This is a genomic window from Lentisphaera profundi (assembly GCF_028728065.1).
Lineage (GTDB): Bacteria > Verrucomicrobiota > Lentisphaeria > Lentisphaerales > Lentisphaeraceae > Lentisphaera > Lentisphaera profundi.
In genome coordinates this window covers 1,815,618-1,827,298 of the sequence record NZ_CP117811.1, presented here as the reverse complement: position 1 = coordinate 1,827,298, position 11,681 = coordinate 1,815,618, and the positions used below count along the sequence as shown (strand labels likewise).

Sequence of the window (11,681 nt, the reverse complement as noted above, 5' to 3'; positions counted from 1 at the left end):
ATTATTGAAGCTATTAGCCTTGTTGAGACTTTTAGTTTGTAAAAAGATGGCTACTTGAATTGAGTATGTAATAAGGCGAGATAAAATAGGAGACTTAAAAAGTGTATTATATATATAAGGTATTTAGACATGGGTAATTATCGCTCAAAAGCGACCACTGAGGGTCGCAATATGGCTGGGGCACGTGCACTTTGGCGCGCAACAGGCATGACAGATGAAGATTTTGGTAAGCCAATTATTGCTGTAGTGAATTCATTTACTCAGTTTGTTCCAGGTCATGTTCATTTAAAAGACATGGGCCAGTTGGTTGCAAGAGAAATTGAAAAACACGGTGGTGTAGCAAAAGAATTTAATACGATCGCCATTGATGATGGGATTGCGATGGGGCATGATGGTATGCTCTATAGTCTACCTTCGCGTGAGATTATTGCTGACTCAGTTGAGTATATGGTGAATGGTCATAAAGCAGATGCCATTGTTTGTATCTCTAATTGCGACAAGATTACTCCTGGTATGTTAATGGCCGCAATGAGATTGAATGTTCCTGCAGTATTTGTTTCAGGTGGTCCAATGGAAGCTGGTAAGACTAAGCTTGCTGATGGTACGACTCATGCGACTGACTTGGTCGATGCGATGATTGCAGGTGCTGATCGCGATGTAAGTGATGAAGATGCGACTAGCTATGAACGTACGGCCTGTCCGACTTGTGGTTCTTGCTCAGGTATGTTCACTGCGAACTCAATGAACTGCTTAACTGAAGCCCTCGGTTTATCATTGCCGGGCAATGGTTCAACTTTGGCGACTCACTCCGATCGTAAACAGCTTTTCTTGAAAGCAGGGCGTATCATCGTAGATATTTCTAAACGTTACTACGAAGATTTCGACGATTCAGTTCTCCCACGCTCAATTGCTACTTTCGAAGCATTTCAGAATGCGATGACGCTTGATATCGCTATGGGCGGTTCAACAAATACGGTATTACATATTATTGCAGCGGCTCAAGAAGCTGGTGTGAATTTCACTATGAAGGATATTGATGAACTCTCACGTAAAGTTCCTAACCTTTGTAAAGTAGCTCCGGCAATTCAGACTTATCACATGGAAGACGTTCACCGTGCGGGTGGTATTTATGCTCTCATGGGGGAACTCAAGCGTGCAGGTTTGCTCAATACTGAAACGAGTACAGTGCATACGCCGACGCTTGGTCAAGCAATTGATGAATACGATGTCCTCACAACTAAAGATGAAGCGGTTAAAGAATTTTTCAGAGCGGGTCCAGCTGGAATTCCGACGCAAACGGCTTTCAGTCAGAGTACTCGCTACGATACACTCGATACCGATCGTGAAAATGGCTGTATTCGAAGTATCGACAATGCTTACTCGCTAGATGGTGGCTTAGGCGTACTCTATGGTAATGTGGCGCTTGATGGCTGTGTTGTTAAGACTGCGGGTGTGGATGAATCTATTCTTAAATTCTCAGGTCCAGCTCGTGTTTTCGAGAGTCAAGATACTGCAGTGGCAGCCATTCTTGCTGATAAAATTGTAGCTGGCGACGTCGTTGTGATTCGTTATGAAGGTCCTAAAGGCGGACCTGGTATGCAGGAAATGCTTTACCCAACAACTTACCTCAAGTCACGTGGCTTAGGTGCAGCTTGTGCACTACTTACTGATGGACGTTTCTCTGGCGGTACTTCGGGTTTATCTATTGGTCACGTCTCGCCTGAAGCAGCTTCCGGCGGTGCTATTGCACTGATAGAAGAGGGTGATACGATCAATATTGATATTCCAAACCGGATAATAGCGATTGATATTTCTGATGAAGATTTAGCGGCTCGTCGTAAAAAGATGGAAGCCTCGGATAAGCCTTGGCGACCTATAAGTAGAAAGCGCACGGTATCAAAAGCGTTGAAAGCTTATGGTGCGATGGCAACTTCTGCTGATAAGGGTGCTGTAAGAGATGTTGATTGGTTCTAATATAAAGAACTAAGCATGCTTTATAAAAGGTCGCCTTTAGGCGGCCTTTTTATTTGCCTTGTTTCCCTTGCGAATAAGAAGGTAAGAGAGGCTCAAGCTGATAGCAAAAAGAATGGTGGATTGAACAAAGCTATCGGAAGAGAAATCGGGTAGGGTGTTATAGGCCCTTGGAATCCATATCCCCTTATTAGCAAGAATTGAGCCGTCAGCATTGAGCATGTCTATTTTAAAAGGCCATAAGACGTAGAGTGCACTGGCAATCATGCCGGTGAGTAGGGCCATTGTATGATCATGGAATTTTTCTAAAGCTTTGTGGATAACTCGACTCATCACTCCGAGCCCAATGAGGCAGCCTAGGCCAAAAATTGAGAGTAATATAATAGTTTCGATAGTAGAGAAATGCTGAACTAAACTCAATGCGTCTGCTTTTTCCGCGGATACTTTCCCCGTGACACTCTGTTTTAAGCGAACGATTAGGCCTAGAATAAAAATGTATTGACCAAGAAGCATGAGGATAAAAGAACCACTAATTCCAGGGAGGATCATGGCACAGATGGCAATAAAAGCAGATGTAAAACAAATCCATGTGGCATTGGCAAAGCTAATCAATTCGCTTGATCCAGATACGGAGCCTTTGACGGCCATAGTACTGCCTATTGTGATGGCTAAGCCGATAAAGAAAAAAATGTAGTTAGAGAGACGGTTTTTTTTAATCATGCTCCAGGGGAGGAAGATGGAAGGAACGATAAGTCCGAGAAAGCAGGAAAAAGTAAGTGCAGTATGATGAATGATGAGTTGAGGGATAAAACTACTGCCAATGATAATCGCAGAAAGTACGCCAAATCCGAGTTGTGTTAAGAATTGACCGTCAATTTTTTTGAACTCTTGGACAAAATTTTCGCGTCCTTGTTTCTGGATACAGAAAAATAGTGAGCGGAGTAATTTATATATAATTTGTGGAGATAAATTTTTGAGTGCATTGATGAGTCTTTCGTATATGCCGACAATTAAAGCTAGTGTGCCTCCGCTAATTCCTGGGACCACATCTGCGGTGCCCATTAGCATGCCTTTGATAAAAACTTTCATATTGTTTGACGATCTCCTTAATTGATCCGCTGAATATACCCATGTACAATTTTTTTACTCGCAGGATAAATGATTTTAGCTAAGAATCCAAGCTGAATTTAAAACTGAGGTATTTTTCTTAAACAATTCTTTTTACAGAGCTTTAGCAGTGATAAAAAAAGCCTTTTGAAAAAATATTATTTACCTTGCAAAAATGGATCCTTAGTTTCTATTTGCTTCGATATAGATAAAGCCTTAATTTTAGATTTTAAGAGAGTCCTAGATGCCCAAACGCGATGACATAAAAAGAATTTTACTCCTCGGATCAGGCCCCATTGTTATTGGTCAAGCCTGTGAATTTGATTACTCCGGAACCCAGGCTTGCAAAGCCTTAAGAGAAGAAGGGTACGAAGTCGTACTCGTAAATAGTAATCCTGCAACAATTATGACGGATCCAGAGTTTTCTGATCGCACATATATTGAGCCCCTTACAAATGAATTCCTTGAAAAGATTATTGACCGTGAGCGCCCAGATGCGATTCTACCAACTCTTGGTGGACAAACGGCTTTAAATGCAGCTATCAATTTAGATGCAGCAGGAATTTTAGCAAAATATAATGTTCAGATGCTTGGTGCTACGCCAGATGTCATTGATAAAGCCGAAAACCGTGACCGTTTCCGTATTGCGATGGAAAATATTGGTCTTGATATGCCCCGCTGTGCGACTGCTACCGATATGGAAGGTTGTTATAAGGTTCGTGAATGGCTTGGTGATTACCCGCTCATTATTCGTCCAAGTTTTACTATGGGTGGATCAGGTGGCGGAATAGCTTATAATGACGAAGATTTCGATCGTATTTGTGGTACTGGAATGGATTATAGCCCAACTCATGAAGTTTTGATTGACGAATCGATATTGGGCTGGAAAGAGTATGAACTTGAAGTGATTCGCGATAAAAATGATAATGCTATCATTGTCTGTTCAATTGAAAATTTTGATCCAGTAGGCGTACACACAGGTGATTCAATTACGGTTGCACCGATTCAAACTTTGAGTGATCGTGAATATCAAATCATGCGTGATAAATCTATTGCGGTTTTACGTGAAGTTGGTGTTGAAACGGGAGGATCAAATGTTCAGTGGGCAGTTTGTCCTGAGACTGGGCGTATGGTTATTATCGAAATGAACCCACGTGTATCACGTTCATCAGCTCTCGCCTCTAAAGCGACAGGCTTCCCCATTGCGAAAATTGCAGCTAAGTTAGCAGTAGGTTATACACTGGATGAACTTCAAAACGATATTACGCAATCAACTCCTGCTTGTTTTGAGCCATCAATTGATTATGTCGTAACAAAGATTCCACGTTTCACTTTCGAGAAATTTGCCGGTGCAGAAGATTCACTTAATACACAGATGAAATCTGTTGGTGAAGTTATGGCTATTGGTAAAACATTTAAACAGTCATTCCAAAAAGCTCTACGTGGAATGGAGATTGGTCGCTTCGGTTTTGGTGCTGATGGTAAAGATGCGCCTTTCGAAAATGCAGACGATAAAGAAATTACTAGGCTTCTTGCCGATCCAAACTCACAACGAACATTTGCACTGAGAGCCGCTTTTAAGCGTGGTTGGTCAGTTGAGAGAGTTTTTGATATCTGTAAAATTGATCCTTGGTTCCTTCGTCACCTAGAAGAATTAGTGGCTTATGAAGGCGAAATTCAATCTGCTGGCGATCTAGAAGGTTTAACTGCAGACGCAGCGCTTTTCCGACAAGCCAAAGAGTTTGGTTATTCCGATCCACAGATTGCTTACCTTTTATCTAGTGATGCAGACAAAGTTCGCGCTGCTCGCAAAAAGATTGGTCTCACTCCTTCGTTCAACTTAGTGGATACTTGTGCCGCAGAATTCTCTGCAGTGACACCTTATTATTATTCAACGTATTCAGAGCTTAATGAAGTTCGTCCAACGAATGATAAAAAGACGATTATGATTATTGGTGGTGGACCCAATCGAATTGGTCAAGGTATTGAATTTGATTACTGTTGTGTGCATGCCTCTTTTGCCTTACGTGAAGCTGGCTTTGAAACAATTATGGTTAACTCCAATCCGGAAACAGTGTCGACTGATTACGATACATCTGATAAGCTTTACTTTGAGCCATTAACTCTAGAAGATGTCTTGGCGATTTATGAAGCCGAAGACTGTGATGGAGCAATTGTTCAGTTTGGTGGTCAAACACCATTGAATTTAGCTGCGAAGCTCAAAGAGAATGGCGTTAATGTTATTGGTACGAGTCCAGAAAGTATTGAACAAGCTGAAGATCGTGATTTCTTCCAGAAATTAGTGACTGAGTTAGATATCAAGCAGCCAGAAAATGGTATGGCCGTGAACGTTGAAGAGGCCCTTATCATTGCAGAGAGAATTGAATACCCAGTGTTGGTTCGTCCTTCTTTTGTTCTCGGTGGTAGAGCTATGGCAATTGTCTATGATGAAGCTGAGCTCAGTAAATATATGGAAACGGCCGTAGATGTTTCTGATGATAGACCCATTCTCGTAGATAAATTTCTTGATGACGCAGTAGAAGTTGATGTAGATTGTATTTCTGATGGCGAAACTTCGGTTATTGGCGCGATCATGGAACACGTTGAGCCTGCAGGAGTTCACTCAGGTGATTCGGCAACATGCATTCCATCAATGACTTTGAGTGATGATATAAAGGATGTGATTCGCAAGCATACCTATAACTTGGCGAAAGCACTGAAAGTACGTGGATTAATGAATATTCAGTACGCAGTTCAAGAAGGAGAAGTTTATATCATTGAAGTGAATCCACGTGCATCACGTACCATTCCTTATGTATCGAAAGCGATTGGAGTTCCAATGGCTAAGTACGCGTCATTAGTTATGGCGGGTCAAACGCTGAAAGAACTTGGTTTTACTGAAGAAGTTGAAGTTAAATATTGGTCAGTGAAAGAAGCTGTTTTCCCATTTGTTAGATTCCCTGGTCACGATGTGATACTTTCCCCAGAAATGAAATCTACTGGTGAAGTTATGGGTATATCTGGTAACTCTGGTTTAGCTTTCTTGAAAGCTCAGGTTATGGCGGGGAATAAAATCCCTGAGGGTGGCGCAGTTATGATTACTGTAATGGACCGTGATAAAGATAAGATTTTACCTCATGCAAAAGACTTAGCAGAATTAGGCTTCGAGCTCTATGCAACAAAGGGTACCGCGACTTTCCTATGTGAGAATGGCGTAAAAGTAAACGCTCTTTTTAAAATAAGTGAAGGTCAGCCTAATACCTTGAATTTGATTAAAGATGGTTCGATTAAGTGGATTATTAATACTCCTACGGGTTCACAGCCACGCAAGGATGAAGTCGCCATGCGAGCGGCTGCAATTATGAATAACATTCCAATGACGACAACTATCCCGGCACTTGCGGCAGCGGTATCTGGCCTTAAGCACTTGGGTTCAGGTCAGTCTTTTGGAGTCTTGAGTTTACAAGAAATTCATTCATAGTTTTTTTTAAGTTTCTTAAAAGAGCTCTCTTCATCTGAAGAGAGCTTTTTTTTTATTTACTTATAATTTAAAATAAATTGTAACAATTATCAGGTGTGAGTGTTTTATATCTATAAAACTTACGAGAATCTAGTTTTTTTTACGAATATATCTATAAATACATAAACATTAAGGATATATTAAGAAAGCATTAAGTTGTATTATTTTAACGAAAAGATAAATGGGTAAGTTATATGCTAAGACAATTAAGTCCTACGGAGCACTCGTGGCACAGAGTGGGGGAGCTTGATTCGAATAATTTTATAGTGATTGCTGAGCTAAGTGGAGCTTTAGATGAAAGACAATTACATGATTCTTTAGTTCAACTTATACAATCTCAAGCCATTTTAAGTTACGACCTACTCAGTAAAGGAGAGAAACTTTATTTTATACAGGGTGAACTTGAAGATGTGCCTCTCGAGAGCTTCTCAGTGAGTAATAGAGATGAGCGTGACTACCTTGTAGATCAGTGTTTAAATACTCCCATAGATAATTGCCCGTATTGGAATATGAAAATCATTTCAATAGGTCGTTTTCAGCATAGTTTAGTTTTAACTTTTAATCATTTGTTAGCAGATGGGCGTACAGGCATAAAGTTTTTTGACTACCTTTTAAATACCATGGCAGATTCGAATTACCAAATACCAAAAGCCGAACCAGTTAAGAGTTTTGAGCATAGTTACTCGCAGCAAAAAGATGTCATGCAAACTCTGAAGACTTATTCTTGGGGCGTGAAAAATAAGTTTGCTCGCAAAGCTACTATCCCATGTGCTAAAGATAAAAGAGATAAAATTAAGAGAGATGATATTAAGGGTAGATCTGCCTATGTAAGTCGCCGCATGGACTCAGGTCAACTCAATAAGATTTTATCCTTTAGTCGCTTGTATGAAGCTTCTTTTACTTCGACTCTATCTACAGTTTTTTTAAGTACAATAGCAAAAAAGTATGAGTTGAGTAAACCGATTCATTCTTTGGTAGCCGTCGATACGCGTCCCTATGCCAAAGATAGTGATTACAGTGCCTTAAACTATGCCGTTGGCACGATAGAAGTGGGAACTAAATTTTCTAAGTCAACAAAGTTATCCACTGTGACTAAACAGTTTAAAGATGAGTTTAGAGAGAAGTGTACTCCCATTCAGTTTGCCTTTGATAAATTCACGCGCTCTTTAGCGCTGAAAAAATTCCCTCAGCCGGAAGAATTTCTTCAAGCCTTCCAGGAGAATCAAAACGCAGTGGGCTTAGTGACAAATATTGGCGTGACAGGTCTGAAGAATCAATATGGGGGGCTCAAAGTTCAGCACTGCTACCATATACCCGCAAGCCATTTAATTGATAAGCCTTTTTATTGCTTAGCCAGTTCCACGCATAATAACGAACTGATTTTGAATTTGACTTATCCAGCGCATTTAATTGACCGTAAAGACGCGGACGCCTTGTTAGATGAGATTGTCGAAACTCTGCAGGATTTACACCAAGAAGTTAGTTAGAACTAATTAACTCGTTTTACTTTGGCACCAAGCTGAAGTAAGCGATTTTCTATATTGGCATATCCACGATCAATCATCTGGATATTTTTCACTGTACTTGTTCCCTGTGCGCATAGAGCCGCGCCTAGTAAAGCCATGCCCGCACGAATATCGGGGCTGCTTAAGGTGTTGGCGCGAAGTTTAGCTGGACCAGAGATGACTACGCGATGAGGATCACAAACAATGGCATTTGCACCCATACTTATTAAGCGATCGACAAAATAGAGTCGACTTTCAAACATTTTTTCAAAGAATAAAACAGTGCCTTCTACTTGGCTGGCTAAGATAATCATGCAGCTCATCATATCTGAAGGGAATTGCGGCCAAGGGCCATCATCAATAACGGGTATGGCACCGCCAAAATCAGGCTGTATTTTTCGGCTCGAGTTTGGGTTGACTGAAATTTGACTATGTTCCATATCTAAAAGAATTCCGAGACGCTCAAAGACTCGACGAGCCATCCAAAAATCAGATTTATTTGTGCCAGTCACGGTGATTTGACCACCAGTCGCCGCACCAAGTGCTAAGAAACTAGCGGCTTCTATATAGTCGCCGCCGATATGAATATCGCCACCATCAAGAGAATTAACACCGTCAATTTCTAAACAGTTTGTCCCCAGTCCTTTAATGCGAGCACCCATGCTGATGAGCATTTCTGCTAGATTCTGAACATGGGGCTCACTAGCAGCGTTGCGAATCCAGGTTTTCCCTTTTGCGATAACAGCAGCCATTAAAATATGTTCCGTCGCAGTAACGCTCGCTTGATCAAAGAAAAGATCGGCGCCTTCGAAGCCTTTTTTTGCTTCAAAAATAAAAGCAGGAAAGGATTCTTTGAGAGTGGCACCGAGTTTTTCTAGACCATAAAAATGTGTATCTAAGCGTCTTCTACCAATGACATCTCCGCCGGGTGGGTGAAGTTCGACTTTGCCAGTACGGTAGAGGATGGGAGCCACTAAGAGGATACTCGTTCTGATTTTTGAACAAGTCTCGTGGTCCAAAGAGGATTTAATGAGGTCTTTGGCATGGATAGTTACAGAGTCGGTATGTCGTTCAATTTTTGCACCTAAAGATTGCAGGGCCTCGAGCATGTGTGTTACATCGACAATGTTAGGGAGGTTATGTAGGGTTATGACTTTGTCGGTCAGTAGGCAGGCTGCGATCATGGGCAGGGCGGCATTTTTATTTCCGGAGACTTTTATGCTGCCGTGAAGGGGAGTGCCACCTTCGATAATGAGTTTTGACATGTTATTCCTTGCGAAGACTTAAAATGATTTTTACATGAGAGAATTTGTGCATGGCAATATTTTTGTAGTTCAAAGTGAACAGGTCACTCGCATCATTTTTTGGATGTATGATATCAAGTATTGCATCATCTTGGTGCCATAAGGAGCAGATTTTACCGCTACCTTGAGCTTGGAAAAACTTTTTATGAACGCGGGATCCGAGGAAATAAAATCCTCGCCTTTTCATTGGCTTAGCTTCGTCATTCAGCCAGGATTCGATGTTCCGACGAATTTTCTTATTATTTGATAGGTACTCAACATCAATATCAATGATGGAGCCTCGTCGGCCTTCTTGAACTCTAGGGATTTTGTTATCTGCTCCTAAAAGTAAAAGCATGAACTGGAGGTGAAAAGGCTGTGTTTTAGTGAAGAATAGACTCTCGTGGCTGAATTCTGGGCTACTGGTGATGAGATATTCTTTTGTGACTTCGGCGCCGATGATGTATTCAGCGGGGAAGCTAATTTCTTCTGCTTTACGATCCAGCAAAATGCCGCCGAGCTCAATGTTTCCATTAGAATGTTTTATGGGACGGATTATGGGATTGCGTCCTTGGTATTGGATGTCGCGATTAGGAGCATCTTGGAAAGAACAACAAAAAATTAAAACGACCGTAATTAGCAGAGTAATTATTGTTTGCTTCATACTTTAATTACGTTCTTTTTTGGCATCACGAGTCATGAGGTAGTTAATGGCCTCAGCAGGAGATCTATTTTCGTAGAGTACTTGATAACATTGTTCGATAATGGGAGTTTCAACACCATGATTTTGGGCAAGTTGGTAGGCACTTTTTGTGGTAGCTACACCTTCGGCAACTGAGTGGCCAAGTTTTTCTTTGATTTGTTCCATGCTTAGGCCTTTGCCTAGCATTTCTCCCACGCTGCGATTTCGGCTATGTTTACTGGTACAAGTAACAATGAGATCGCCGATTCCTGAGAGACCGTTAAATGTTTCTTCGAAGCCACCTAGAGCTCGACCTAAGCGAGCCATTTCTACATTTCCACGAGTCATTAAAGCTGCTTTTGTGTTATCGCCTAAGCCTAGACCATCAATAACTCCTGCTGCAATAGCAAAGATGTTTTTGAGAGCTCCGCCTAACTCAACTCCAACAAGGTCCGAGCTAGTATAGACTCGGAAATTTTGATTCATGAAAAGTGACTGAACTTTCTTAGCGAGAAAAGTGAATTGTGAGCTAGCAACAACTGCGGTGGGCATATTTTTGATAAGTTCTTCGGCATGACTAGGGCCAACAAGTACACAAAAAGGATGGGTTTCACCTAGGATTTCACTTGTGATTTCACTTATTCGTTTTAAGGAACTAACCTCAATGCCCTTGGAGACATTGCAGATGGGGGCAGAACAGTTTTGTTCTTTAAGCATCTCTAGAGTCTGACGAATATATTGAGTGGGAGTTGCAGTGACGATTAAGTCAGCATTTTCAATGGCTTTAGCGAAGTCCGCAGTCAAGTGTAAATTATCAGGTAAAGTATAGCCAGGAAGATAGCGAAAATTTTCTTTTTTTGCTTCCATGGCATCAGAATATTCTTTAGAACGAGACCAGAGGTAGACTTCGTGATTATTGTCGCAAAGAGTTTTGGCTAAGGCGGTACCCCAGCTTCCAGATGATAATACGGTGATTTTCATGATTGCTTTTCCTTCTTTTTAAAGCAACTTTCAGTGCCATTCCACAAGCGCTTAATATTACTGCGATGCATGTAAGTGACTAAAGTTGCAAGGATAGTGAGAAGGATAAGTTGAGCTTGACTCACTTCAATGATTTGAGTACTAGAGAGTGCAATGGCGATAATGGGAACAAATATAGCGGCAATTATACTGGCAAGGGAGACGTAGCCAGTCATCTTGAAGCAAATGAACCAGATAACTAAGGCAAGTGAGACTGCAGGAGGACAAATCGCCATAACAGCACCGGCACCGGTAGCGACACCTTTTCCACCTTTGAATTTGAGGAATATACTAAAAATATGACCCGATATTGTCGCTGGTAATGCAATTATTGTTGCGAAGTCCGCAAGCTCGGGATAGTTTTTATTGAAAAAGATAGAGATGATTAAGACGGGTAGTAAGCCCTTGAGAAAATCTAAAGTAAAACAGGCGTATCCCCATTTTTTACCAAGGGTTCTTAATACGTTGGTCGCACCAATATTACCGCTGCCATGTTTTCTAATGTCAACGCCGTTGGCTTTGGCTAGAATTAAGCCAAAAGGAATAGATCCGCAGAGATAGCAGAAGCCAATAGTTACTAAATAAAGCATGGA

At 41.2% G+C, this 11,681-nt stretch carries 8 protein-coding genes; 3 read left to right on the top strand and 5 right to left on the bottom strand.

Going from position 1 to position 11,681, the window contains the following annotated elements:
• Positions 1-129: 129 nt before the first annotated feature.
• Entirely contained in the window at positions 130-1,974 is a 1,845-nt protein-coding gene (ilvD, locus tag PQO03_RS07220) for a dihydroxy-acid dehydratase (protein ID WP_274149120.1), read from the top strand.
• Positions 1,975-2,010: 36 nt separating this feature from the next.
• Here the strand turns inward: ilvD and PQO03_RS07215 are convergent, their stop codons facing one another.
• Positions 2,011-3,060: a DUF368 domain-containing protein gene (locus tag PQO03_RS07215; RefSeq protein WP_274149119.1), complete on the bottom strand. Its 1,050-nt coding sequence runs from the start codon at positions 3,058-3,060 to the stop codon at positions 2,011-2,013.
• Positions 3,061-3,322: 262 nt separating this feature from the next.
• Here PQO03_RS07215 and carB point away from each other — a divergent pair, with 262 nt between their 5' ends.
• A complete protein-coding gene (carB, locus tag PQO03_RS07210) occupies positions 3,323-6,559 on the top strand; it encodes a carbamoyl-phosphate synthase large subunit (protein WP_274149116.1) in 3,237 nt (1,078 codons plus the stop codon).
• 233 nt (positions 6,560-6,792) lie between these two features.
• Complete coding sequence (locus PQO03_RS07205) at positions 6,793-8,085, top strand: condensation domain-containing protein (protein ID WP_274149114.1); 1,293 nt, start codon at positions 6,793-6,795, stop codon at positions 8,083-8,085.
• A gap of 2 nt (positions 8,086-8,087) precedes the next feature.
• On the opposite strand, the gene murA is transcribed toward PQO03_RS07205, so the two are convergent.
• From murA to plsY, 4 genes are read right to left on the bottom strand one after another with little or no spacing between them, the layout of a single operon-like run.
• Positions 8,088-9,368 (bottom strand): UDP-N-acetylglucosamine 1-carboxyvinyltransferase, encoded by a 1,281-nt coding sequence (murA, locus tag PQO03_RS07200; RefSeq protein WP_274149112.1) that lies wholly within the window; start codon positions 9,366-9,368, stop codon positions 8,088-8,090.
• A 1-nt stretch (position 9,369) separates the two neighbouring features.
• The gene (locus PQO03_RS07195) at positions 9,370-10,050 is read right to left on the bottom strand and encodes a YdjY domain-containing protein (RefSeq protein ID WP_274149110.1); all 681 of its coding nucleotides are present in this window, start codon (positions 10,048-10,050) and stop codon (positions 9,370-9,372) included.
• A 3-nt stretch (positions 10,051-10,053) separates the two neighbouring features.
• A complete protein-coding gene (locus PQO03_RS07190) occupies positions 10,054-11,049 on the bottom strand; it encodes an NAD(P)H-dependent glycerol-3-phosphate dehydrogenase (protein WP_274149108.1) in 996 nt (331 codons plus the stop codon).
• The gene (plsY, locus tag PQO03_RS07185) at positions 11,046-11,678 is read right to left on the bottom strand and encodes a glycerol-3-phosphate 1-O-acyltransferase PlsY (protein WP_274149107.1); all 633 of its coding nucleotides are present in this window, start codon (positions 11,676-11,678) and stop codon (positions 11,046-11,048) included. Before plsY ends, PQO03_RS07190 begins: the two co-directional genes overlap by 4 nt.
• Positions 11,679-11,681: the final 3 nt, after the last annotated feature.

Bases quoted from the DNA above. Each gene is read 5' to 3' on its own strand.
- PQO03_RS07215 (WP_274149119.1), bottom strand. From the start codon at position 3,060: ATGAAAGTTTTTATCAAAGGCATGCTAATGGGCACCGCAGATGTGGTC.
- plsY (WP_274149107.1), bottom strand. From the start codon at position 11,678: ATGCTTTATTTAGTAACTATTGGCTTCTGCTATCTCTGCGGATCTATT.
- ilvD (WP_274149120.1), top strand. From the start codon at position 130: ATGGGTAATTATCGCTCAAAAGCGACCACTGAGGGTCGCAATATGGCT.
- PQO03_RS07205 (WP_274149114.1), top strand. From the start codon at position 6,793: ATGCTAAGACAATTAAGTCCTACGGAGCACTCGTGGCACAGAGTGGGG.
- PQO03_RS07195 (WP_274149110.1), bottom strand. From the start codon at position 10,050: ATGAAGCAAACAATAATTACTCTGCTAATTACGGTCGTTTTAATTTTT.
- murA (WP_274149112.1), bottom strand. From the start codon at position 9,368: ATGTCAAAACTCATTATCGAAGGTGGCACTCCCCTTCACGGCAGCATA.
- PQO03_RS07190 (WP_274149108.1), bottom strand. From the start codon at position 11,049: ATGAAAATCACCGTATTATCATCTGGAAGCTGGGGTACCGCCTTAGCC.
- carB (WP_274149116.1), top strand. From the start codon at position 3,323: ATGCCCAAACGCGATGACATAAAAAGAATTTTACTCCTCGGATCAGGC.